Source organism: Lysinibacillus sp. fkY74-1, from assembly GCF_053165895.1.
Genome location: NZ_CP170173.1, coordinates 2,697,793 through 2,723,247 on the forward strand (window position 1 = coordinate 2,697,793; position 25,455 = coordinate 2,723,247).

At 36.0% G+C, this 25,455-nt stretch carries 19 protein-coding genes; 5 read left to right on the forward strand and 14 right to left on the reverse strand.

Annotation, left to right across the window (positions count from 1 at the left end):
- Positions 1-15: 15 nt before the first annotated feature.
- The 7 genes from fabD to ACE1MS_RS13280 all read right to left on the reverse strand — a co-directional run bounded on the left by fabD (position 16) and on the right by ACE1MS_RS13280 (position 16,693).
- On the reverse strand, positions 16-1,269 hold the full coding sequence (fabD, locus tag ACE1MS_RS13250) for an ACP S-malonyltransferase (protein WP_051563268.1): 1,254 nt from the start codon (positions 1,267-1,269) through the stop codon (positions 16-18).
- A gap of 41 nt (positions 1,270-1,310) precedes the next feature.
- Positions 1,311-5,159, reverse strand: a complete 3,849-nt coding sequence (locus tag ACE1MS_RS13255; RefSeq protein ID WP_447402404.1) for a beta-ketoacyl synthase N-terminal-like domain-containing protein — start codon at positions 5,157-5,159, stop codon at positions 1,311-1,313.
- A complete protein-coding gene (locus ACE1MS_RS13260) occupies positions 5,137-6,450 on the reverse strand; it encodes an MFS transporter (protein WP_036161991.1) in 1,314 nt (437 codons plus the stop codon). The genes ACE1MS_RS13255 and ACE1MS_RS13260 overlap by 23 nt, the downstream gene beginning before the upstream one ends.
- Positions 6,447-13,844, reverse strand: a complete 7,398-nt coding sequence (locus ACE1MS_RS13265; protein WP_447402405.1) for a condensation domain-containing protein — start codon at positions 13,842-13,844, stop codon at positions 6,447-6,449. Before ACE1MS_RS13265 ends, ACE1MS_RS13260 begins: the two co-directional genes overlap by 4 nt.
- Positions 13,837-14,559, reverse strand: coding sequence for a 4'-phosphopantetheinyl transferase family protein (locus ACE1MS_RS13270; protein WP_063389785.1), 723 nt, complete (start codon positions 14,557-14,559; stop codon positions 13,837-13,839). The genes ACE1MS_RS13265 and ACE1MS_RS13270 overlap by 8 nt, the downstream gene beginning before the upstream one ends.
- Positions 14,560-15,127: 568 nt before the next feature.
- Positions 15,128-15,439, reverse strand: a complete 312-nt coding sequence (locus ACE1MS_RS13275; protein WP_236249543.1) for a hypothetical protein — start codon at positions 15,437-15,439, stop codon at positions 15,128-15,130.
- Positions 15,440-15,772: 333 nt separating this feature from the next.
- Entirely contained in the window at positions 15,773-16,693 is a 921-nt protein-coding gene (locus tag ACE1MS_RS13280) for a helix-turn-helix transcriptional regulator (RefSeq protein WP_036161993.1), read from the reverse strand.
- A 158-nt stretch (positions 16,694-16,851) separates the two neighbouring features.
- On the opposite strand from ACE1MS_RS13280, the gene modA reads away from it, so the two are divergent.
- Together modA and modB are read left to right on the forward strand one after the other, a co-directional pair.
- Positions 16,852-17,634 carry a molybdate ABC transporter substrate-binding protein gene (gene modA / locus ACE1MS_RS13285; RefSeq protein WP_036161998.1) on the forward strand — a complete coding sequence of 261 codons (783 nt, stop codon included), beginning with the start codon at positions 16,852-16,854 and terminating at the stop codon, positions 17,632-17,634.
- 3 nt (positions 17,635-17,637) lie between these two features.
- The gene (gene modB / locus ACE1MS_RS13290; RefSeq protein ID WP_012294876.1) at positions 17,638-18,294 is read left to right on the forward strand and encodes a molybdate ABC transporter permease subunit; all 657 of its coding nucleotides are present in this window, start codon (positions 17,638-17,640) and stop codon (positions 18,292-18,294) included.
- Between the two features lie 36 nt (positions 18,295-18,330).
- Here modB and moaD read toward each other — a convergent pair whose 3' ends face one another.
- Genes moaD through ACE1MS_RS13315 form a run of 5 tightly spaced genes read right to left on the reverse strand, consistent with a single transcriptional unit; the run spans position 18,331 to position 21,840 of the window.
- Complete coding sequence (gene moaD / locus ACE1MS_RS13295; RefSeq protein ID WP_012294877.1) at positions 18,331-18,564, reverse strand: molybdopterin converting factor subunit 1; 234 nt, start codon at positions 18,562-18,564, stop codon at positions 18,331-18,333.
- Entirely contained in the window at positions 18,557-19,036 is a 480-nt protein-coding gene (locus ACE1MS_RS13300; RefSeq protein ID WP_031416166.1) for a molybdenum cofactor biosynthesis protein MoaE, read from the reverse strand. The genes moaD and ACE1MS_RS13300 overlap by 8 nt, the downstream gene beginning before the upstream one ends.
- A complete protein-coding gene (gene mobB / locus ACE1MS_RS13305) occupies positions 19,033-19,557 on the reverse strand; it encodes a molybdopterin-guanine dinucleotide biosynthesis protein B (RefSeq protein WP_325881576.1) in 525 nt (174 codons plus the stop codon). Before mobB ends, ACE1MS_RS13300 begins: the two co-directional genes overlap by 4 nt.
- Positions 19,521-20,807 carry a molybdopterin molybdotransferase MoeA gene (locus tag ACE1MS_RS13310; protein ID WP_325881819.1) on the reverse strand — a complete coding sequence of 429 codons (1,287 nt, stop codon included), beginning with the start codon at positions 20,805-20,807 and terminating at the stop codon, positions 19,521-19,523. The genes mobB and ACE1MS_RS13310 overlap by 37 nt, the downstream gene beginning before the upstream one ends.
- Positions 20,808-20,823: 16 nt before the next feature.
- A complete protein-coding gene (locus ACE1MS_RS13315; RefSeq protein ID WP_031416171.1) occupies positions 20,824-21,840 on the reverse strand; it encodes a thiazole biosynthesis adenylyltransferase ThiF in 1,017 nt (338 codons plus the stop codon).
- A gap of 175 nt (positions 21,841-22,015) precedes the next feature.
- On the opposite strand from ACE1MS_RS13315, the gene ACE1MS_RS13320 reads away from it, so the two are divergent.
- The 3 genes from ACE1MS_RS13320 to moaC are packed head-to-tail and all read left to right on the forward strand — an operon-like array spanning position 22,016 to position 23,572.
- On the forward strand, positions 22,016-22,510 hold the full coding sequence (locus ACE1MS_RS13320; RefSeq protein WP_031416173.1) for a MogA/MoaB family molybdenum cofactor biosynthesis protein: 495 nt from the start codon (positions 22,016-22,018) through the stop codon (positions 22,508-22,510).
- Complete coding sequence (locus ACE1MS_RS13325; RefSeq protein WP_031416174.1) at positions 22,507-23,097, forward strand: molybdenum cofactor guanylyltransferase; 591 nt, start codon at positions 22,507-22,509, stop codon at positions 23,095-23,097. The genes ACE1MS_RS13320 and ACE1MS_RS13325 overlap by 4 nt, the downstream gene beginning before the upstream one ends.
- Positions 23,090-23,572 carry a cyclic pyranopterin monophosphate synthase MoaC gene (gene moaC / locus ACE1MS_RS13330; protein ID WP_325881580.1) on the forward strand — a complete coding sequence of 161 codons (483 nt, stop codon included), beginning with the start codon at positions 23,090-23,092 and terminating at the stop codon, positions 23,570-23,572. Before ACE1MS_RS13325 ends, moaC begins: the two co-directional genes overlap by 8 nt.
- A gap of 45 nt (positions 23,573-23,617) precedes the next feature.
- Here the strand turns inward: moaC and moaA are convergent, their stop codons facing one another.
- A complete protein-coding gene (gene moaA, locus ACE1MS_RS13335; protein ID WP_325881581.1) occupies positions 23,618-24,634 on the reverse strand; it encodes a GTP 3',8-cyclase MoaA in 1,017 nt (338 codons plus the stop codon).
- Positions 24,635-25,453 carry a formate dehydrogenase accessory sulfurtransferase FdhD gene (gene fdhD, locus ACE1MS_RS13340; protein ID WP_031416178.1) on the reverse strand — a complete coding sequence of 273 codons (819 nt, stop codon included), beginning with the start codon at positions 25,451-25,453 and terminating at the stop codon, positions 24,635-24,637.
- Positions 25,454-25,455: the final 2 nt, after the last annotated feature.

Consider the following 25,455-nt stretch of genomic DNA (forward strand, 5'->3'; position numbering starts at 1 on the left):
CCCCAATCTAACAAATTATTTAAAACTATTAATTTTTAGATATTTAGAATATAAATTCGGATTTGCGATTGATAATTTTAAAATTTCCAATGTTTCATTTTTATGAAATCCTTTATGCGTTAAAATAGAGAAAAATTGTTGAGATAAACTTGCCACTCTATGAGAATCTACTGTAATCTGTTTGCTCTCTTTCATCTCTTTCAATTCCTGTTTAATAAGCTGATAAGGAGAATGGATTTCTCTTTCAAAGTCTTGCTTATCGATTTTCGCTTTAAAAGGTGTTCCAATAATAACTCTTAAACAGGCTTGTAAAAAGTGGATAGTCTCTTCTACTTTTAACATATTCTCATTAAGATTATTTAAAATAGAATGGATGCCATTTTTCTCGTTAACCGGTATCGCTCGATAATCAGGATATTCCATCTTTATAATATCCGTTAGAATTGTTTTAGGACCCATCTCAATAAATGTGTCAACATCTTTATTAATGAGAACGTCCATAACTTTTGGCCATCTAACACTTTCGGTAAGTTGTTTACTTAATTGATCTGCTATTTCGTCAGCCTTACTGTATAGTTGACCTGTAGCGCAGGAAAATATAGGATATTGACAATCATTCATCTGTGTTTGTTGTAGAGCTGCTTGAAATCTTATTTCTGCAGGCTTCATGAGTCTACTATGAGCAGGAACACTAACAGGTAGTATCTTTGTAACGGCTCCCTTTTTCTGTAACTCAATGGATGCCAGCTCCAATGCGTTTTTATGACCACTTAGCACAATTTGATTTGTCGAATTAAAGTTTGCAACAGTTACATGATTATCGTCCGTATCTAATCTTCGACATACTTCCTCTACTTCTTCTCCACTAAGTCCAAAGCAAACAACCATACCGCCTTCTTGAGTACATTCACTCATAGCAGTTGCACGAAGCTTTACTAATTCAACGGACTTTGCAAAAGGGATACCGTCGGCAGCAACTACTGCCGACAGTTCACCTAGACTATGTCCAGTTAAATAGAGTTGTTTTACATCGTTATTCTTTTTAAATATCTCCCAGCAGGCAATACTATAAACTAGAATTGCAGGCTGAACTATGACCGTATTACGAAGCTCTCCATTTTTGTTTTCACATGCTTTCAATAAATCGTAGCCCAAAATATCGCTAGCCTCATTATACAAATCGCGAGCTATTTGGTAATTCTCGCATAATTCTTGTCCCATAGAATCATATTGTGAACCTTGACCTGGAAATACAATTGCAGTGTTCAAACGATATCCCTCCAAATGTTAATAGTCATTTCCCTTTCAACTCAATGCTTATTCAATAATAGAGACAGTGCCTCTTCTGATGAAATATCATCACTTTCAAATGCATCTAGAATATCGCTTAATTCATCTTTTGCGTTATAAAAATGATCACAGTATACAATTTGGTCTTGGAATGTAGGATTGCTATATAAATCAGAGATTTCAAATTTTAAACCAATGAATTTATTTTTAAATAAATGAACAAATCTTAGAGCACTTAAAGAGCTTCCTCCTAAACTAAAGAAATTATCAATTTCTTTAATAGTTGAAATGCCTAAAACTGTTTTCCAAATTTCACGTATACTTGCTTCAATCTCAGATAGTGTAAACTCACTTTTCACTACTTCTTCTTCCATCGAAATACTTTCGTTTTGATTATTTTTTGAATGATTAAAGTGTTCTACTTCGCTCCAGAAACTCTCGCCAAATGGGATTTTAATGACTGGTTTAAGATAATGGACTTGCTCTAAATCAAAACGTGAAATTAGACTCCATTCATAGCCCTTATTGAAGAATAAGTTCAATGAATTTTGGAAATCTACAAAATCAATCGGAGGTATGGCCGTATCACTTCCAAAATCTTTTTTATCATCTAGTATTAACGTAAAGTTCATCGTTTTACCTTTTATTCCCTTTTGATTCAAATACCCAGCCATTGAGTCTAAATATTGATTCACAGCGCAGCATTCACTTGCAGATTTCGTCCCCATTAAAGAAGAGATTGAAGAAAATAGGATAAAGAAATCTAATGGTTCTGGATTTAATTCTTTTTCTACTAAATAGGTGCCGATTACTCTGTTATGAATGCCTTTTTTGAATTGACTAAGCTTTAACTCTTTTATCCATAGATGGTAAAGTTGTTTGACCAACATAAACGCACCATTGATTTCACCGAAATCCTGTCTAATTTTCGCAAATGTTTCTTTAACAGCGTGTTCCTCAGTCACATCACACTCCATGATTGTAACTGTAGAACCTCGACTTTCAATTTCCATAATTGATGTCAGCTTATAAATCAACATGTCATCTTTTTCTTGATTATTCTCAATAATTTTTTCCCATTCCATTCGGTCTGGTAATAAATTTCTAGCCAATAAAATGATATTGACGTTTTGCTTTTCACTTAAAAACTTTCCTAATTGAACACCTAAATATCCTGTACCGCCGGCAATAACATAATTGCCATTCTCTCTTACTATAATTTCATTGCCATTAAAGTCATCGCTTTGTCTTTCAATAACTTTTGTATATCTTTTTGATTGTCTAAATGCCACTAATTCTGGTCTATGATCTTTATCTTGTTGTAACTCTTTTAATAATTGGGAAGCAATGTCTTCAGAGCTTCCGTCCAAATCATGATCGATAGAGTAGGATGAAATAGTCGGTTGTTCCTGCGAGATAACTTTCGCTAAGCCAAAGGTTGTTACCCTAGCAGGAATTATTTTTTCATTGTCCTTAACTTGCTCCGTTAATGATGATATGACATTTAATTGAATTGGATGTGTAACCTCAAACTCTAATAACATTTTTGTTATATTGAATAGTGAGAAAATACCTTCTTCTTGGGATTTTTCCATATTTTCTTTTGATTCCATTGTTTCATCTAAATGCTTAAATGTGTAAGAGTGGATAATCCCTTTTAAATTTCTTAATTCTTCCACACCTATGTGTTCAAACAACTTATACATATCTTTTTCAGAATTGATGTCAATACCATATTGTTCAGATGTATATTGCACAAATTTATCTGCTTCAAGTACTTCAATTATTTTTATACCTAAAGCAGTCATTCTATTCTTTAGTGCAACGATATTTTCATCATCTTTATTCATAAAGTATAGCCAAGTCGTTCCTTCTTTTAATGCTTCATGTGTAGTCTCATTATCATGTGGATAATGTAGCCATTTCTTTTCAAAGAACAGCTCTTTCGTCTGATTTTGGAATGTCTCTTTACTAGATGGCCATATTCTTTTTGTATTAAAAATACTGACTGGTAACGGTAGTAATTTCCCATTATTAAATAATTCGCGACACTCCTCCATAATATTGTTACCTTCTAGGTATCGCTTAATAAGTGCTTTATCTGCTGGAGATGTAGCGGTAAATTCATCTAAATTTTTAATACTATCAACTTTCGTTTCATGTTCATCAGCTAAAAATATACCTTGTGTATAAAAATTACTCGGTACCTTTTCAAATGTTCTTACATTTAATAATCTTTCGACTTTTCGAAGTAGTTCATGACAATTGCTTGCAAAAATACATACTCTAGACTGCTCATGACTTCTTCTATTATTGAATGAATAGGCTAAATCTTGAATACTGTAATTTTCATTATTTTTAAGGTGAATAGCTAAGGTTTTTATTTGATCCCATAGCGCTCTACGAGTTTTACTTGAAATAAACAATGGTGTCAATTTTTCAGTTAATTGCTCCTGTTTATTGTGTCGATACTCCTCTAGTATGACATGAACATTCGTACCACTTATGCCTATAGAATTCACACCTGCGCTTAAAATTTTATGTTCATCAAACGTTTTATTTTCTGAGCTAACTTTGAACGGCGTTTCTTTGAAGTTTATTTTAGGATTTTCTGCTGCAAAATGATTAAGACCTGGAACTGTTCTTTTCTCTATGGATAGTACAGCTTTTATTAATCCTGCAATACCTGCTGCATCACCCATATGGCCAAAATTCGACTTAATTGAGCCTAATTGACATTCCGTTGTCTTAGTTGATTTTTGTAGATAGGCCTTTTTAAGCCCCTCTACTTCGAGTAAATCACCTACTTGAGTACCTGCGCCATGCGCCTCAACAAAATCAATATCATTAAATGATAACTTTGCATCGTCCAGAGCATCCATTATTGCTTTAGATTGAGCGTCAGGATTAGGGACTTGCATGCCATTTGATGCACCATCACTACTAATACTCGAACCCTTTAACACAGCATGAATGTGATTGTTGTCCTTTATAGCATCCGATAATCTCTTTACAACAATAGCAGCAACCCCTTCACCTCCGATAATCCCATCTGCACTTTCATCGAATGGTGAACATCTATATTTTGTGCTCCTTACAACATAATCAGGTGCTTCCTCTTCCCAATACGGAAATAAATTCAAATTCACTCCCGCAACTACTGCTAAGTTACAATCCCCCTGCTTAAGCGCATTTTTAGCAACATGAACAGCAGCTAAAGAAGAGGAACAACTCGTATTAATGGTCATAACTGGACCTTTAAGATCAAATGCATATGATAAATGATAGCCCAGATTAGCAGGTATGTTTGAAATAAAAGCTCGTTCATCTTTTTCTTCAAATAAATTTAAATAATCAAATGCAGGATGAGGTGTATGTGCTATAAATACGCCAGTATTTGAATCCTTTAGATCATTTTCCTTGTAACCTGCCATGTATAAGGACTCTAATGCCACCTGTAAAAACAGACGCTCTGCTGGTCCCATAAATTGAGCTTCATGTTCATTCAATCCGAATTGTTCAGGATCAAACTGTTCAATGCTAGATAGCCACGAGCCATACGATCTTGGATCATTCGTTATATTATTTTTTAAATGGCTATACATTTCTTGCAATTTAGGATTAGAATTAACAATCAATTCAAAACGCTCTTTCGAAAATTCAGTCACAAAATCCTTTTTATTTATGAGACCTGTCCATAAATCATCCAGATTTGAGACATTAGGAAATCTTAAAGACATACCAACAATTGCAAGTGGTTCACTTGTTTCTTTTTCTATTTCATCTAGTAAATTTAATGCTAAATTTGTATCCAATTTATTTTCTTCTACTAAACTTAATATTTTTTTAGACATTGTGCTGTACATCATTTTCTTCTCTCCTATCCAATTCTTTAATGTATTTTAGTTGAGCGAAAATTGCCACAGTTAATATAATTAAACCTCCAGCTAGTAAGAGTAGCGTCCCATACACTCCTCGTTCTCCACTACCTAAATAAGGGATAATATTTACGTTTGAGGCAACTAATTTATCAGCAAGTATTCCTCCTATAATATAAGCGAGGGGTAATGAAATCCAAGCGAATGTTCTAGCAATTGAAAAAACTCTTCCTAGTAATTTGGGTTCTGTATGGAGTTGAATTAAAGTAAGTGTACCTGTATTAACCACTGGCAGTAATAACCCTAAACCACCCCAAAAAACTGCAATGAGTAGCATATTATTGAATAACCCTGTGAGCGTTATAAATACACCAATACCAAAATTTGAAATCAGTACTAACCATATTATGTGCTTCTTCAGCTTGATGAATGACATTAGTACCCCACCTAATACCATTCCTCCTCCATATATAGAGCTTAGTAAGCCAAATTGTTCAACAGTTCCAAAGCTCAATATATATGGCTGTCCAACTACTTGATTGAACCCTAGTGCAAAATTTAAAACCGTGAATAATAGCACTAAAGTTAGAAGAGATTTATGCTCGATTAAATAATTGAAACCATATTTTAGATCACCTAAAATGGAGTTATTTTCATGGCTATCTTCATTGTCATTGTTCACTTTTACACTTAATTTTGTCCAAAGTATTAAGAGAATAGGAATGGCAATACAATAAGTAACTAGCTCTGCACCAATGATATAAACAATACTTCCAAACCCCATTATTACTCCACCAATTACAGGACCCAGAACATCACTAGTCGATGATGCCATAGAAAATACACCATTTGCTCTTGATAACATTTCTTTAGGTACTAGATTAGGTGCTAATGTTTGTAATGCTGGCGTTTGCATTGAGCTCACTATCGAAAGCGATATAGCACCTGCAATTACATGAACCATACTTATATTCCCTAATAAAAGGGAGGAGAAAATTATTGAAGAAATAATTAGTCCAATAATATCTCCTAATAATATTAATAATCGAGGACCTTTCCTATCTATCCATATTCCTATAAAAGGCGATAACACAATTGCCGGAAGAAATCCTGCAACTAAAACGACCGCAAAACTAGATACTTGACCTGTACTTTGGTAAGCCCAGACACCAAGTCCAAACCTTGCAACAGAAGAACCTAATAAAGATATAAAGTGAGTAGCTACAACCATTAAAAAGATTGTAAATCCTCTGTTTGTTGGTTTGCTAAAAGAAGTTATCATGTATTTTGGGGCTCCTTTGCATTTCCACTACATTCAACCAAAGCTTCTTCAAATTTTGATAAGAGGAGTTGAGCTTTTTCATTACTAATCACTTGTGTATCTACCTCTAAGCTTAGATTAAGTTTTCCATCCAAAATAAAGATGTTTATTTCCAAAATATTAGAAAGCTCATTATCAGGATGAATAGCAGGAGCCTGAGGAAGATTTGAGGAGTATTGTAGCACCCCGTTCCCTCCATTTTTACTATTTGTAGAAGTACTAATATCGTTATCAAAATCTCCTAAATAATTGACCAATATGGATGGTTGAATATGCGTAATGTTGTTATTTTCTTTGATCCATCTTGCTATCATAAAGTCCAATCCAATGCCTATTTCGCTCAATGATTGTCCAACTGTGTAAAGCATTTCTTCTAGCGTACTAATTGTCACCTGTAGTGGATACATCGTAGTAAACCAACCTATTGTTCTACTAAGATCTAACGCTGATTGGCGACTATCTCGTCCATGCCCTTCAAAGTTAAATAACACATCTTGTTGACCGAATAGTTGACTAAACGCTTGAGCAAATGTTACTGCAATAAGAACATCAGGTTTATAAATTTCTGAATGTTCTCTAGCATGTAAAAATTGCTTTGTACTTTCCTCACTCAGAGTTTTGGTTACATGATATCGATCCTTAAATAAATAATCTTTTCTGACAGGCTGCATGCATAATGGATGTACATTTTTCACATCTATATTTTCCCAATATGAATGATTCGTGTGTAATTCTTTGTTATACAATTCTCCTATCCAATCAGAAAACTGCGTCATAGGGAAGCTGATTTTATCTTCACCATTTACTATAGCTAAATAATTATTTTCTAATTCCTCTAATAAAACCCTCCATGAAACCCCATCAACAACTAGATGATGAATAAAGAATGTCAAAATAGGCTTCTTAGCTGTTAGGAACACTACTGCTCCTATTGGTAATACCTTTCCAAAATTAAAGTTATTTTGTAATTGGAATTGAATGTTCTCAATTTCCTCTTTTAGCCTACCCGGAGGTGTTAATTTTAGATCCTTCACAATGAGCTTAAATGTGTTAACTAAGCTTGGTTCAACAAAAGCCTTTGGTTTGCTCTCATTCACATCGAACCATGTCATCAAGCTCTCATTAACCGAAATAATTGATTGGAAAGACTTTTCTAAAGCAGCTACATCCACTTTCTCAGGCAGCTCTACTGACATTAATAAGTTCCAATAGTGGGCATGTTTAAATGTTTGTTGGAAGAACCATCTTTGCATTGGAGCAAGTGGAATCTCCTTAGAACTTAATTCCTGCCATTCTTTTTGAGTGTCCATTTCTTTAGTAGTGTTCATAGCTATTTTTCGAATACTTCTACAATTAAAGATATGGTCAATTTTCAAATTAATATTTTTTTCCTTTGCCTTTGAGATAAACTTTAATGCCTTGATGGAGTCCCCTCCAATTTTAAAGAAATCAGAATCAATGTTAAATTGACGGTCACTTAAAATTCCTTTTAGTATGGACAGCAATTCTCTTTCAATCTCTGTCAAACTACTAATATCATCTGTCTGAACTTTTCTATCGTCGTATAATTCAGGACTTGGCAGTGAAAGTCTATCTACTTTTCCACTATTAGACATTGGAATTTGTTCTATTTTTTGGTAATACGTTGGAATTAATGATTCTGGTAAATATCGTAAAAGATGTTTTTCAATATCCCTTTGATTAATATCTTGTTGACTGACTAAGTAAGCACAAAGCTGTTCACCATCTTCATTTTTATATAGTTTAACTACGGCATCTTTAATACTTGGAATTTCTCGCAAATATCTTTCGATTTCTTCCAGTTCCACTCTGTGGCCGCGAATTTTAACCATATTATCTTTCCGTCCATAACAAACAATTTTACCGTTCGGCAATACTTGTCCTAAATCCCCTGTCTTATATAAATATCCTGATTGTAAATGATTAATATGGTTAGCTATAAACTTATTTCTAGTTAAATTAGGCTCTCCCAAATAGCCTAGGGCAACACTCTCACCACTTAATACGATTTCTCCAACCCCGTATGAAGGGACTAGCTGATTCTGATTATTCAAAATGTAAACAGACGTGTTATGAATCGGTAATCCGATTGGCGCATGACTATAATCTGAGTGTAAATCTTCTTCTGTTACTTCATGATAAATCGTTCCAACAGTTGCCTCAGTTGGCCCATATTCATTAATGATACGAGCATGAGGGAATCGATCTCTCAACGTTTTACATAAAGTTATATCTAAAGCTTCTCCCCCTAGGATGAAGCATTCTACATTTGGTGCAAATCTCTCATCCTCAACTAAATATTGGATCTGTTTAGGTGTACCCTTTATCGTTATGGTTTCTTTTATCTTGGCTACACTTTCAAAAGCCTGATCAATTTCCCCTTCACAGCAAATGATTTTTCCGCCCGTTATCAATGGAATAAACATTGAAGTAATCGTTAAATCGACAGATATGGAAGTGAAAAATGGCATATCTAGCGATGTTCCAGTAGGTGAATAGTATGCAGTAGCCCAGTTTAAATAATTATTAAGATTTTTACCTGAAACAACTACACCTTTTGGTTTTCCAGTACTTCCAGATGTAAAGAGAATATATGCAGGGGAAGTTTTAGCAAAAGAATTTAACTCAATTTCCACATGCTCATCTAGATGAATACCTTCACTTAGCATATTTTTAGAGCTGCTTCGTTTATATTTTTCGCCCTTATCTTTAACAATGATCACAGCATCAAATCTATATTGATTGAGTTCATTGCTTACAGTGTATGTCTTCTCAGAACATTCAATTTGTATATCTGCTCCTACATCACTGAGAAGCTCTTTTAAAATTTCTTCATTAATAAATAAATCTGTATCCCAATCTAATTTAGTATTTTTATCCATATTTTCTTCTTTAAATGCTTGTAAAGAAGAAACAAATTCATCTTTTTTATCAATATTTAATAAATCCCCCAAGAAAATTATTCCGCCCTCTTTTAAAGAGTCAATAGCTTTTTTAAGGACTACCTTTAAATAGCCATAGCTTGGGAAACAATGAATAACACTATTAATGACAACTGCATCTAATGCTGTTTCAAACTTCTTAAAGGCATGAGCCTTCGAAATGTCAAATTTAATATTGCTAAAGTTAGATTTCTGAGCAATCTGTTTATTCCTCTCGATAATAGAGGAAGATAAATCCATAGCTGTATACGTTTTTGTATATGGAGCAAGTGCAAATGTTGTCAAACCTGAGCCACAGCCAAGCTCTAATACATTTGAATCTTGAGGTAGGTACTTTCTGATTTTGTTTACTGCGTTTTCCGCATATTCCTGCATTTCTAAGGCACTGAAAGCTTCACCTGTATAACTACTATTCCAACCACTAGCCTCTATTTCTGTTTTCTGTCCTTCTGCAAAATAGTTCCACAATGATTCGTTCATTAAATCACTTGAATCTACAACAGCACACTGATCTAAATCTGTTTCTCCTAACACCATAACCGTTTGAATATTCTTATTTTCAAATAACAGCCTATTACATAAGGAATAGAATTTCTTTTCCGAAATAATAAAGTTAGCTTGACTTTGTTTGATAATAGATTCAATTCTAGCTCTTGGGTTTTTAGGTGATACAGGTATAAATGTGACATTACTCATTAAACAAGATAAAATACCTAAAATAGCCGTTCTATTATTGTCAGAAATAATGACAGCATTTTTAACTTCACTGTTGCTGTTCAACAATTTTTCTGCTATTGATTTACTTCTATCTACTAACTCTTGATATGTTAATGAACCTGCGCTATCTTCCAATGCTGTTTTTTGTGGGTTCTTTTCTGCCATCATTAATATAGTAGTTAAAAAGTTTTTGCCATCCTCGACAAATTGACCATTTATAGCACTTTTACTTTTTTCTACATCAATATTAGTTAATTCATGCTCATGTAAAATCATATCTAGTATTTTTAAATACGTTTCAATTAATGAATCAATAAATCTTGATGAATAGACACCGTCGTAATACTCAAGATTACAGAATAGCTCTCCATTTGGTAATTCAACAAATTCGAATTCAAGATCCCATTTACTCGTTTTGTGTTCAGAAAGAATAGGTGTTAATTCTGCTTCATCAAAAGCTGATGTCGTATTTTTAAATTTAAAATTTTGAAGTGCCACGTTTATATTAAATAAAGGAGAACGACTAGTATCCCGAGGTAAATCTAATTTCTCCACTAATAAATCGAAAGGATATTCTTGATGTTTAAAGCTATCCAATAACATGGTCTTAACATTTCTTAATAAAGTAAGGAAATTATCATGTTCTTCATAATTAACCCTTAATGGGATAGTATTCGTAAATAAACCAATGATTTTTTCCAGTTCTTCATTTACTCTTCCAGATACCGGTGTACCGATTACCATATCTGTATCACCAGTCATCTGATTAATTAGTTTAAATACACTCGACACTAAAACCATGTATAATGTACTTTCATTTGTATTTGCAAAAGCTCTTAATTTATCTGCTAAGCTAGCACTAATATCAAATCTTTTAAGCCTTCCAGTATATCGGAAAGTGCTTGGTCTTAATTTATCGCCCGTTATTTCTGTAATAGGTAGACTTCCTCTTAATGTTTCAAGCCAGTAATCTTCATGTTGTTTAAACCTACCACCCTCTATATTTTCACGTTGCCATGCAGCAAAATCTACATACGTATTTTCTATTTCCGGCAAGGCTTCATTATTACTACTATTGTACAAAGTGAAAAGTTCATCCGATAATAGTGATAATGACCAGCCATCTACAATAATATGGTGCATCATTAAAGCAAACAGACTTTTATTTTTTTCTGTTTTATACACAAATACTCTTAAAAGTGGTCCCGCTTCTAAATCATACGGAGTTTCTTTCCAACGATTTAGTTGATCCATTGCTTTTGCTTCTGCGTTATCTTCTATACTAAAATCTTTGTATTCAAATAAATAGTTTGGTTTTTGCAGTATTTTCTGTTTATTTCCATCCTCATGCTTTACAAATACTGTTCTTAAAGATTCATGTCTTTGTGAAAGTACATCAAATGTTTGGCGTAACCTCTCAATGTCAACTAACCCGTTAACTTTAAAAATAAACGGAGTATTGTAAACCATTTTTTGGTCTGTTAATTGTTCTATAATGCTCAATCTGTTTTGACCATATGATAATGGAAATTCATGGTTTTCTACACTAATTTGAGGTATGACTTCTGTCGATTCTGAATGATCATTGTTTACTTGTTTACTTAGTTGTTCAAATGTAAGAAATACATCATCTAAGACAAAGTCTCTATTAAATTGTTTTTTCAAACGGGTAATAAATTGTAGTCCTGAAAGAGAGTTTCCACCTACAGAAATAAAACTATCCGTTTGCTTAATATTCTCAGTTTCTAAGATTATTTCTGCTAAACTAATGATTTCTTCAAGAGCTGTTTTTCCTTTTACCTCTATAGCTTTTACGCTAGCATCACTCTGTAACCAATAAGATTTTTCATCAAAGTAGTATGTAGGTAAAGAAATTTTATGATTATTCTCATCCTGAAATTGTTTATGCCAACTACATTTTTCACCTGTAATAAAATTTTCTGCTAATTTCTTGATAGTGTTATCGTCATCGGTTGTCATATCAATAATTTTTTCCCAATTAGTCATATCAAGATTGACTAAATTTTTACAGGCACCTATTAGATCGTCCATTGTCTCAGCTATAATAGCTAATCTTATTTCATGATGCTCCCTACCTGTACACATCGTATATGCTAAATTACTTAGATTAATCGTATCCCCAGATAAATTAGAGAAATGTTCAATAGTACCTCGCAAAGATAATTCAGATTTTGCTGAAAAAGGAATGACATATGCTTTTCTTTTATGATCTTTCTTATGAATTTCAGCCTTCGTTGGAGCTCCCTCTAATAGTAAATGAACATTCGTACCATTAAAGCCAAAGCAACTTACACCAGCTATAATAGGTTCGTTTTCTTTTTTATTCTCTTTAATATTAAATGGTACTGTCGGAATAAAAACTGGAGAATTTACAAAATCAATATGTGTATTTGGTTCAACTAAATTTATTGTAGGTGGAACTATTCCCTTTTTTATTACATGTAGTGCTTTGATTACACCCGATAAACCTGCAGCTCCATCAAGTAAATGGCCAATATTACCCTTCACAGAACCAATTGGTAAAAATTGTTTATCGTTATTACTTCGTTCAACTGCTTCTTGAATGCCTTTTATTTCAATAGGATCACCTAAATGAGTACCTGTGCCATGCGCTTCAATGTAGTCAATTTGCTCAGGCTTAATGCCCGCTAAATCCCATGTTTCAGCTAATAAATCTGCATGTGCTTTAGGATTTGGCGCCGTAATACCCGCTGAAGTCCCATCATTATTTACCTTAGAGGCAATTATAACAGCGTGGATATTATCATTATCTTCTATTGCTTGATCTAAAGGTTTTAATAACAGGGCTACTGCCCCTTCTCCTCTTCCAATCCCACTAGCTGAGTCGTCAAAAGGTTTACACTTTTGTTGCTCAGACATAATACCCGCAGCATTCATAAACAGTTTTTCACTATTTATTGGATAAGGGAAAATATTAACACCGCCGACTAATGCCGTTTCACAATCATTATTCATTAAACCCACACAGGCTTCATGAATTGCCAACATGGAGGAGGCACAGGTAGCATTCACGACATAAGACGGTCCTTTTAAATTAAAAATATAAGAAATTCTTGAGGCCGTAAAAGCAGGAATATTTCCTGGAACACTTAATGGTGTGAATTCAGCCAATCCTTCAGAGTAATTGGTCATAGCTGCTGAAATGTAAACACCCGTATTTGAATTTTTTATTCGACTCCCTGCGTAACCAGCATCTTCAAAACATTGGTATGCGATTTGAAGAAATCTACGCTGTTGTGGATCCATTACTTTTGCTTCAGCAGCTGAAATATTAAAAAATCCAGCATCAAATTTATCAACTTCATCTAGCCACGCTGCATCCCAAAACGGCTTCTCTTTTGAAATTTTAAGTTTTTCCATATTATTAACAAGGAATCCCTCACACAACGATCTCCTACTATCACTTAATTCTGTTATTTTGTCCTGTTCATTGCTTAAAACATTCCAAAATTCATCAAAATTTTTAGCACCGGGTAATTCTGCAGAAATGCCGATTATGGCAATTTTTTTATCAACTTTCGGTTTAGACTCACTTTTAATTTCATTCACCGATTCAATGATTTGCTTCGCTGCGTCTTTTGTTAGTTCCTTATTTTTAAGAAGATTTAAAACTTGAGGTATTAATTTACTCATAATATTTATCCTCCTCTAATATTAGATTATTCAAAAAAATTTTTTCTAAGGCCGAAAACTCTTTTATCTTTAGTTGTTGCTCTGATGGAAATTCATTCATTTTACTACATACGGAAATTTTATAACCAGTAACCAAGTTATATTGCTTGAAATAATAAGGATACGGACTAATATCTTGTACAATTGAAATTTCATTATGACTAGTCTCGATGGAGAAAGAATCTAAAGGAATGCTTAAACCTAGTCCAATATTTTTCACAAAAGCTTCCTTCAAAGTCCATAAGTCATAAAAACGTTCTTTTTTCATTTCAGTTGGTGTTTGATTGTACGAAGTGTATTCTATACTCGAAAAATAATTTTTAATTATTTCATCTTCGTAATTATCTTTCATTTCTTCAATATCAATTCCTACATCACAATTGCCAATGACACCTATAACCCATTCACCTGAATGAGAGATGTTAAATTCATAATCTCCATTGATACAATATGGCTTCCCATATGTATTCGTTTGGATATTTATGTCGGAAGGATGACATTTCAAATGCTTCATCAATAAATATTTCATCAACAATTCGGATAGTAAGGACCTATATGCATCTATTTTATTTAAGTAAGCTTCTATTCTTCTTGCTTTTTTTGTACATACAAAATTCATTAGTTCAGAATAATTTGAAATATGTACAGGTACTTTAATTAAACAAATTTCTATCACATATCACGCCCCCAAAATTTTCTTTATAACCTCAGAGTATAAATCCCTTTAAATTACATTAAAGGATATTAACTTGAAAAAATAAACCTATTTTCCATTTATAATATTAAACACCATGGAATAAATAGTCAATAAATAACCTACCATAATTTATAAAAAATACCAATTCAGTTATATTTACCATTCATTACTCTTAGTCTACGAGTATTTCCATAGAGTCATGTTAAAACTCTAAAAAATCACAAAAAAAAAGGATTCTACTCATATAGAATTCCTTTTAAAACAAAATTGTACTATGTTGAAAGTGATAAGCATGTTTGTTTATTGGACAAATATTCGAATGTTCGATGACTAAAATCAATTACCAATCCAACTCCAGCAGAGAAGTATCCTTGATGATGAAAAACAACATCATAAATTAAACGTTTACACCTCCCTTCTTAAAACCATTTGTACTAGATGCAGCAAACCATTCTTTCATTTAAAGCCACAAGAAAATTTAGGCTCATGCAAAAATGTCCAAGGAAGCTTCCATTTATTATTCACAAATAACATCGGAGGACCACAATCAAGATAACAATAGCTGACAATTCAAGCGGGCTTTCCACCCTACCCAGATGGAAAGCCCACAAAAAAATGTCAAAACAGCATGGATTTCTTCTCTTAGTGCGAGCGGCGCAAAGGAAGCAAGGCCAATAGAATCAAAAAAATAGCCCCAGCGGTTCCAGTGATGAATCCAATTCCTTTTTACAAATAAAATAGTCGTCCGTGTAACTAAAACAACAAATAAGGTTTGCCGCTCCCATATATTGGACACAGGTATATCAAGTACAATGTTACGAATAATGGACCCACCATAAGATGTAGTATGACCCAGCACAAATATACCTATAAAAGAATACTTGGTCTGTAAGGAACAAATGCGCCGCTAATAGCGTAGGCAATACTACCAATAATGTGTAATACTGTCCATGTCACGTTTTCCAACTCCTTTTTATAAACGAAAAAAGGCCCGCCATCAAATAGTTGCGCGTTATTACGCAAACTATTTGATGGCGGGCTAATATCTTAGCAGTTGTTTTACCTACTAAATTATCCATCTCACCAATTCTACATTCAAAATTTCATAGATGTTCTGCAATGTTTAGATAACACAACAACCATAAAATTTCCAAAAATTATAAATCCTTTTATTTTAGAAATACAGTTTGAATTACAGTGTTTCATAGATAACCTGTCCCATTTGGGAGACATCATAATCTCCTAATGCGATCACTTCGGATTGGAAGTCTGTTGATGTCAAAATTCCCTTTACCGCTTCAATTAACCGTTGATTGTCAGGTGTTTTTAATAGCACAATATCATAGCGCTCTCTCATAACAGGAATAAAATCAACGTTGACAAGTTTGGCGGTTTTCTCAATCCCTATCCCAACATCTGCATGCCCATTTGCTACAGCTGATGCGACATCGAGATGGCTCATCTCTTCTTTGTCATACCCATTAATTGTAGACGGAGCGATGTGATGAATACGCAATTGTTCATCTAATAAGGTGCGTGTACCTGAGCCTTTCTCACGATTGATGAATGTAAATGACTTTGTTTGAAAATCCTCAAATGAATGGATCTGTAACGGATTACCCTTTTGAACATAGAAACCCGCCCTACGTGATATCACATTGATGAGAACAAAAGGAAGGCTCACAAAAATCTTTTTTACATAAGGTGTATTGTAATCCCCTGTATCCCCATCAAACATATGTAAACTCGCAATGTCACAGTCTCCATGGTACAACGCCATGACCCCATTAAAACTACCCTCATGTGAACGTAATACTTTTATTAATTGCCTTTTCTCTAGATATTTTGCCATTAAATCCAACACGAAATCTTGCCCACTAATAATAATTTTTGAATGATTTTTAGGTGAAATAGCCACGGGTGACATAGCAGGAGTGGTACCTGTCTTCCGTTTTTGTATATAGCCTTGTAAATCAGTACGGTCCACCCGCATTTGGCGTCCTACTCGGAAAACGGGCAAATCCCCTTTTTTCACTAAATCATAGACCGTTAATTTCGATACCTTTAATAATTGTGCAACCTCTTCAATTGTATAGGATTGTTCTTGTGACATCTCTTTCTCCTCCTATAAGCCTCTTCTTACATGGTAACTTATTTGTTTACATGTGAACATCTTAAAATTTTCTACCAATTCCAGGTTTCTTTTTCACTTATAACTTATTATAATTAGTTATGTCTTGTTATAACGAGTTATAAAAGGAGAAAAACGAAGTGAAAAAATTTTATCGTTTCTTTGCATCCATGCTTCTAGTTGGCCTATTAGCTGCTTGTGGTAATGAAGATAAAGATCCGCACGTAAATGAGCCGATTGAATTAACCATTTCTGCGGCTGCTAGTTTACAAGATGCCTTAGAAGAACTAAAAACAACTTATGAAAAAGAACACAATACCATTAAAATCCTCTATAACTTTGGTGGTTCTGGTGCATTGCAGCAACAAATTTTACAAGGGGCCCCTGCAGATCTTTTCTTTTCGGCAGCCGAGGATAAATTCGATGCTCTTGTAAAAAACGAGATTATTGATCCAAAATTGGGGATGGATCTTTTAGCAAATGAATTAGTATTAATTGTTCCAAAAAATAATGAAAAACAAATCCAATCCTTTGAAGATTTAAAACAAGCAGGGAAAATTGCACTTGGTACACCTGAAACAGTCCCTGCTGGACAATATGGGGTGGAAACGTTAAAAAATAGCCAACTATGGGAGTCACTTGAGTCCAAGATAGTGTATACAAAAGATGTACGTCAAGTCCTTACTTATAGTGAAACAGAAAATGTAGATGCAGGAATTGTTTATAAAACAGATGCTCTTGTATCTACTAAGGTCGAAGTTGTTGCAACTGCAGATGAACGTACACACACGCCGATTATCTATCCGGTTGGAGTCATAAAAAATAGTAAGTATGTACAAGAGGCTGAAGATTTTTATCACTTCTTACAAAGCGATGAGGCGATGGATGTCTTTAAAAAGTATGGGTTTAAAGGAGCACAATAAAGGATGGGTACCGATTTTTGGTCTCCTCTTAGGCTTTCGATAGAAATTGCCTTTGTTGCGGGTATCATTGCTATATTGACAGGAATTTTAATGGGTAAATGGATGGCGACACATCACTTTAAGGGGAAGCTATTACTGGAAACGTTATTGCTAATGCCCCTAGTATTACCTCCGACTGTAGTAGGTTTCCTGCTTATCGTTCTATTTGGGAAGAATAGTATATTAGGGAATCTGATTATCTGGCTTTTTGATCAGCCTGTCATGTTTACTTGGTGGGCCGCCGTCATCGCCTCAACCATTGTTGCCTTTCCATTAATGTATCAATCCGCCAAAACGGGCTTTGCCTCGATTGATCGAGATATCGAACATGCAGCACGTGTAGATGGGGCTAACGAATGGCAAGTCTTTATGTTCGTTTCCATTCCATTGGCACTAAAGGCTCTTGTTTCGGGAGCAATATTGAGCTTTACTCGTGCATTAGGTGAGTTTGGGGCTACGCTGATGTTTGCGGGTAATATTCCAGGGAAAACACAAACAACCCCTTTAGCGATTTATATGGCCATCGATTCGGGGAACATGACCCTTGCCTGGACATGGGTCTTGTGCATGATCACTATTTCATTTCTGATGCTTCTTAGCATTCATGTCCTAAAAGTATAAAAGAGGTAGCTAGTTAAACTAGCTGCCTCTTTTTCGTCATCCCCCACTAATAGGTGGAATAAAGGCGATTGTGTCGCCCGATTTAACAATGGTAGTATCCGTTGCAAATTCCTCATTAATGGCTGTCATCATCTGCTGTAATGTCAATTGAGGATAGTGCTGTTCCATCCACTCTTTCACTTGAGCAACTGTCACATTTGACAGATCTACTGATAGCTGTGACGCACCAACCACTTCTTGTAAATGAGCGAATAATAAGATGTTAATCACAATTTCCCTCCTCATCTATCGCTGGTTTTCCTTCAGGATATGGGACATTTTCTAATTGATCTCCCATCCATTGCGTACCATCTTCCCAATGTTCTTTTTTCCAAATAGGCACAATCTGCTTAATGCGGTCAATTGCATATTCATTTGCCAAATAGGCTACTTTTCGATGTGGGGATGATACGGCAATGACTACGGCAATATCTGTAATATCCAATCGCCCTACACGATGTGTAATCGCTATTTCTGCTTCCGGCCATAGCTGTTTTAGTTCTTGTGCAATTTGCTCAAACATTTTAATTGCCATAGCCGGGTATGCTTGATATTCCAAATACAATGTTTTCTTCCCTTGGGTGATTTCACGTACAGTTCCGATGAATAGCGTTATCGCACCAGCGTTTCGACTTAGTACCTTGTGCCTTACTTCTTCCACATCAATCGGCTTATCAATAATTTCAAACATTGCTGTCGTCATAGTTTTCCCCTCATTTCATTCAACAAAAACTCCATATATTCTGTATCTTCATAAATAGAAAAGGCTGGGCTCGGTAAATTCTGATCAATTGGATAGCTTGGCCAATATATGACACAAAGGATATTAGAAATTTGTTGTAGTAACACACGGTCCTGTGCTGTTCGTAGTAACACGACTTTTGGGTAATGTTCTCTCTTATATCCCTCAATCAAAATAATATCCATTGAAAGGGTAGCATAAATCGTAAGTATATCCGCAAGCCGCCAGCTATGTTGGTGAATACTTAAACGTAATGTTCCGCCCCCCTCCACTGCTGAAACACGGGCACCTGCCTGTTCGTGTCGATTACTATCCTTTGAAAGATTTTCTACCGGCGCCCCACCATGCCCATGGTGTTTAATGGTCCCTACACGTAGCCCTTCTTTCGTGGCGTGCTTGATCAATTGCTCCATTAAAGTCGTTTTTCCGCTATTTTGATAGCCAACTATCTGTATGATTTTTCGATGTTGTTCCAAGGCCACTCACTTCCTTGCAAATCTTCTAGCAATAAAACTGCTACTTGCATGTTTTTTTCATAGCCACGAGAGCCACCAGGTAAGACGATAAAAGCATTAGCTGACGCTAATGAAGAAACAGCGCTCGATTTATCAAAACCAGATGGTACAGCCATTAGTTGACCATTTTCATAGTATACTAGAGCTCTTACAAAGCGAGTAAATGGATTGGGCTTTGTAAAATCTGCCCCTAAAATAGCCTGCTCTCTGCGGACATGCGGTTGTTGATTGCCAAATGCTGTGCGAATAATGGGACGTACAAATAGCTCAAAACCAACATAGCATGCTGAAGGATTACCAGAAAGTCCAAATAATAATTGATTATCACGAGCAGCAACCGTTGTCACACTCCCTGGACGCATCGCCACTTTATTAAATAATACCTTTGCGTCAATAGCTTTGTAGATAGCTGGTAAGTAATCATAGTCTCCAACGGAAACGCCTCCCGTTGTCAATAAAATATCGACTTCCTGTAATGCTTTTTCAACAATATGAATACATAAATCAAGATCATCGCTAAATTTGCCAAAGTATCGAACCTCTGCACCTGTTCGTTCGATTTGTGCCATGATCATATAAGCATTGCTATTTCGAATTTTTCCTGGCTGTAAAGATTCCTCTGGCTCTAGTAACTCACTGCCAGTAGCAATGACACCCACCACCAATTTACGATATATAGGCACTTCCGCATAGCCAAATGTAGCTAGTAATGCCATAATGCCGGGGTTAATATATTGTCCTCTTTCAACGAGAACAGTATGTTGCTGCACATCTTCACCTTTATAGGAAATATTAGTGCCAGCTACATACGCCCGTTTAATCGACATACATGTTTGCTGATTTTCTTCAAATGTTTGGGTTAATTCTAGCATTACAACTGCATCGCAACCTTTTGGTATTGGCGCACCCGTCATAATGCGTACGGCTTGCCGATATCCGACTACGTCCTCGTAAACAAAGCCTGCTCCAATTTCTCCAACGACTTGAAATATGACTGGCTGTGCTGAGGACGCTTCCTGACTATCAATAGAACGAATAGCATAGCCATCATAAGGGGATCGATCAAAGGCTGGTACATCATGATCGGCGACAATATCCTCCGCAATAAAGCGACCATATGCTTGCGATAATGGCACAAACTCCTTTTTGGCTTGAAAAGCATATTCCATTACACGATGTACAGCTTCCGACACTGGAATTGGTTGTCTCTTTTCCAACATTTAGCACACTCCTTTATCCTAATAAACGATAGTAAATGGTTTTTGCTTTTTGTATCTCCTGAATTCCATGAATCACTACGCGCCCATCCTGAAAAATGACAATGCGATATTCTTCTGTTTGGCAAGAAAGCAAATAAGGATTCATGTGAATATCCCCATAGGGACGAAGTTGGTCTGCCAACTGCTCTAAATTATAGTGAGCCGGATTTGGCGGTCGGATTTGTACAGCATCACGACCACAAAGCACCTCTAGTTTTGTTTGATTTTCATAAGCTAAAGATGGATATGTAGGGTGGTGACCACAGGTTGGACAATCATCCTGACGTATTTTATCTACGTTGATTTCATAATGTTGATTTTGCCAAACATCAAACGTCAAATAGCTTTTTCGTAAGGCCTTGTCATCGCCAACTAGCAATTTTAACACCTCTGCTACTTGATATGCCGCTACTATTTGGACAGGAGGACTAATAATTCCTACTGTATCACAGGTCATCCCTGTTTGAGGCATGACCTTCAGCAAACAGCGTAAACATGGTGTTTTCCCTGGCACAATCGTATAGGTAGCCCCATAACTACTCACACAAGAGCCGTACACCCATGGAATACGATGCTGTTGTGCAAGATCGTTCATCAGAAAGCGGACATCAAAATTATCAGTGGCGTCTACGATGACATCTATATCGTCTAGCAACGGTAGCAATGATTCTGTGCAGGCTTCCATAATGGCGACATGAATGGCGACCTCTGTGTTAATTTGTTGTAGTCGATTTTTGGCTGCGATCACTTTTGGCAATTTCTCTTGTGCGTCTTGCTCAGTATATAATTGCTGTCTTTGCAAATTACTCCATTCCACATAATCTCGATCAATCAGCGTCAATTTTCCAACACCTGCCCGCACGAGTGCTTCTGCGCTAGCACTGCCCAAGGCACCAACCCCTACGATTAGGACATGTTTTTGTTTCATTGCCTGCTGCCCTGCTTGTCCAATAGGGCTAAATAATTGTTGTCTCGAATATCTATTATTCATGAGCATTTTGCCTTTCTTTCTATGAATTTTCGTTTGACCTTTTCATTGATAGCATTATAATAAAGTGAAACTTACTTAGAAATTTTTTTCTATTTCGTGCTCATTCTTCACTTCATGAATGGAGCATTTTTTATTAAAAAACTCCCATAACGCAAGAAAAGGAGGTCGTTCTACCTTGCATCCTACACATCTTCAACAACCCATCCATGCTGCCATTTTAACCGTGAGTGATACACGGACAAAGGCAGAGGATTTAGCTGGTCAGCGCATTCATTCTTTACTTTTGGAGGCTACTTTTGAAGTAGTGGACTACCAAATAACAAGGGATGAACCGCTCGATATCTCAGAACATATTCATACATGGTGTAATCATGCCAACATCAATGCTATTATCGTCACTGGTGGAACTGGTTTTACACCAAGAGACCAAACCTACGACACCATTTTGCCTCTTTTTGAAAAAGAAATGATGGGGTTCGGAGAATTATTTCGAACGTTAAGCTATGAGGAAATTGGCCCCAAAGCTATGTTTAGTCGTGCCACAGCAGGTAGTCGCCATCAAACAGCTATCTATGTTTTACCAGGTTCTACTAACGCTGTGACATTGGCCATGACCAAGCTTATTTTACCAACCATACAACATTTCGTTGGAGAATTGAATCGCCTATGAAAGTTGCTGGTGTTGTCTTAGCTGGTGGTCAATCCTCTCGATATGGTCAACCGAAAATGTTTGAGACGTTTGCAGGACTACCCTTATATAAGCACAGCCTCAATGCCCTCCAAGAAAATCAATTAAATCCTTTGGTGATTGCTACAAACGCTAGCCTGCAACCTAGGTTTGCATCTGAGAATGTGCAATGGATCATTGAACAGCAGCCGCATCAAGGGCCACTTTTTGCCCTTCATCAAATTCTAGCGTCTTTTCCTGACATTGAATGGTTTTTTGTCGTCGCCAGTGATATGCCCTATATGAACGCAGCGTTTATTGAAGAGCTGCTAGGTTATATAAATGATTCTTATGATGCGATTGTTCCTAAACAAAATTTACACTATCAGCCATTAGCGGCCCTATATCGCCACACGGCATTACCCATGGCGAAACAATTGACGGAACAAAACAAACGGAGTATGAAAGTGCTTTTAGATCAACTTCGTGTATGTTATGTTCCTTTTAAGGAGAACTGTCCAACATTTATTAATATCAACGCTCAACATGATTGGCTACAAACAGTGACAAAGGAGTCTAACAATGAATAATTTTTCCCACTGGAACGAAGCAGGTCGTCCTAAAATGGTCGACATTTCTGAAAAAGAAATAACAACGCGTACAGCCATAGCACGCAGTACCATTACATTATCCAATGAGGTCTATCAGGCCATCCAACAAGGTGGTATAAAGAAAGGTGATCCTACACAAGTCGCTCAAATCGCAGGGATTATGGGCGCTAAAAAAACAGCTGATATCATCCCTATGTGCCACCCTATTATGCTACAGGGCACAGATCTGCAATTTGACTATGAGAAAATCGATAATGGTTATGCGCTACACATTCAAGCTACTGTCAAATGCAATGGAAAAACGGGTGTCGAAATGGAGGCCCTTACAGCTGTCTCCATTGCTGCCCTCACCTTTTACGACATGTGTAAGGCGGTTGATAAAACGATGGTCATTAAAGAAACCTATCTTATAGAAAAAACAGGCGGCAAAAGCGGTACCTTTACGCATAAATAAACAGAAAAAATTCGGCATCTTGCCGATTTTTTTCTGTTTTTATGTTTACCCTCCGATATGGGACATTTCAACTTTAGCCTTTTTCCTATTTGCTATCGTCTGTTCGTTCCGCTCGTCTGAATAGCGATCATTTCTTTCTGTCCAGACACTCTTTATACAATTAAGAATTGCTGTATCATCTTGGCCAGATCTTAATAGCTCTCTTAAATCCGTCCCCTCTGTAGCAAACAAACAAGTATATAATTTACCCTCTGCTGAGAGGCGTGCACGTGAGCAAGACGTGCAAAAAGAATCTGTGACTGATGATATAATACCAATCTCCCCTTGATTATCCTTGTATTGGTAACGAGTCGCCACTTCCCCTAGATAATTAGGAGCAATCGGTCGCAGCGGTGAATGCTGATGGATTTGCTCAACGATGTCTTTTTTGGCCAACACATCATCCATGCGCCAACCATTCGAATTTCCAACATCCATATACTCAATAAAGCGTAAAATATGTTGTTTTTCTTTAAAAAATCGTGCCATTTCTATAACATCTTGGTCATTTTTTCCCTTTTGAACGACCATATTAATCTTTACTTGTAAACCGGCTTCCGCTGCCTTTTCAATACCCTCTAACACATTTGACACCTTCCCGCGATGTCCATTCATCTCAAAAAAACGCTCGTCGTTTAGTGAATCTAAACTAATTGAAACGCGAGATAAGCCTGCTTGTGCCAATGGCTGTGCATATTTTTTTAATAAAGTGCCATTTGTTGTTAAAGCGATATCTTCTACACCTTCTAGGCGATGAATTCGGGCAATTAATTCCGTTAAATCGCGGCGTAATAAAGGCTCCCCACCTGTAATGCGGACCTTTTTGACACCTAGTGAGACGAATATTTTGACTAATCTTTCAATCTCATCGAAGTTTAAAATTTTATCAGATGATAAAAATGCATAATCAGGACCAAACACTTCAGCTGGCATACAATATCGACAGCGAAAGTTGCAGCGATCTGTCACGGATATTCTTAAATCTCTTAACGGTCTTTGTAGTTGGTCTTGTAGATCCGTCATTTAATCTCCTTCTTTCCGTACATTCTGAGCTGGTATGATGATGCGTTGTGGATGTGTATAAATATTCAATGTTTGTTGTCGAATAAAGCCTACCGTCGTAATACCAAGCTGCTCGGCCAATTGCAAGGCTAATTCGGTTGGTGCCGATTTGGACAATACTATTTCACAGCCTATTTTGGATACTTTTAGTAAAATCTCTGATGATATTCGTCCACTAAAAACAATAATTTTATCTTGTATACTAATATTATGACGTAAACAATAGCCGTAAATTTTATCTAAAGCATTATGGCGACCAATATCCATGCGACTTAAAACAATGCCATTGACATCGCAAAGCGCTGCATTATGCACACCACCTGTTTTTTTAAATATATCAGCAGTATCCTGCATGGCATGCATTAAGCGAAAGCAATCCGCAGCAGTAATTTGCACATGAATATCTTCCATTTTTTTTGCTACTAAAGCATCGTTTGTAAAAACAAAGCCTTGTCGACTCATTCCACAACAAGATGTTATATAGCGTTTGTTTTGTGTTTGCTGATAATAAGGATTGACATGCTTTGTTTTAATGTGCACAAAGCCTTCTTGTTCTTGATGCCAAATGTCCTCAATATCCTCGTAACTACGGATCACCCGTTCGGACGCTAAATAACCGATAACCATATCCTCGACATACTCCGGCGTACAAACCATCGTGACAAATTCTTGTTGATTAATTTTCACGGTCACAGCATATTCTGAGACAATTAAATCATCCATTTCCTTCGCTTGCTGCCCTTCAACTCGCACAATCTTCCTCGTAACGGCTCTCTCCATAA

What these genes read in the sequence shown, in the direction of transcription:
- modB (WP_012294876.1), top strand. Translation starts at nt 17,638, where the DNA reads ATGGGTACCGATTTTTGGTCTCCTCTTAGGCTTTCGATAGAAATTGCC.
- ACE1MS_RS13260 (WP_036161991.1), bottom strand. Translation starts at nt 6,450, where the DNA reads ATGATAACTTCTTTTAGCAAACCAACAAACAGAGGATTTACAATCTTT.
- ACE1MS_RS13280 (WP_036161993.1), bottom strand. Translation starts at nt 16,693, where the DNA reads ATGTCACAAGAACAATCCTATACAATTGAAGAGGTTGCACAATTATTA.
- ACE1MS_RS13255 (WP_447402404.1), bottom strand. Translation starts at nt 5,159, where the DNA reads ATGATGTACAGCACAATGTCTAAAAAAATATTAAGTTTAGTAGAAGAA.
- moaC (WP_325881580.1), top strand. Translation starts at nt 23,090, where the DNA reads ATGAATAATTTTTCCCACTGGAACGAAGCAGGTCGTCCTAAAATGGTC.
- ACE1MS_RS13300 (WP_031416166.1), bottom strand. Translation starts at nt 19,036, where the DNA reads ATGACGACAGCAATGTTTGAAATTATTGATAAGCCGATTGATGTGGAA.
- moaA (WP_325881581.1), bottom strand. Translation starts at nt 24,634, where the DNA reads ATGACGGATCTACAAGACCAACTACAAAGACCGTTAAGAGATTTAAGA.
- ACE1MS_RS13315 (WP_031416171.1), bottom strand. Translation starts at nt 21,840, where the DNA reads ATGAATAATAGATATTCGAGACAACAATTATTTAGCCCTATTGGACAA.
- fdhD (WP_031416178.1), bottom strand. Translation starts at nt 25,453, where the DNA reads ATGGAGAGAGCCGTTACGAGGAAGATTGTGCGAGTTGAAGGGCAGCAA.
- ACE1MS_RS13265 (WP_447402405.1), bottom strand. Translation starts at nt 13,844, where the DNA reads ATGAGTAAATTAATACCTCAAGTTTTAAATCTTCTTAAAAATAAGGAA.
- ACE1MS_RS13325 (WP_031416174.1), top strand. Translation starts at nt 22,507, where the DNA reads ATGAAAGTTGCTGGTGTTGTCTTAGCTGGTGGTCAATCCTCTCGATAT.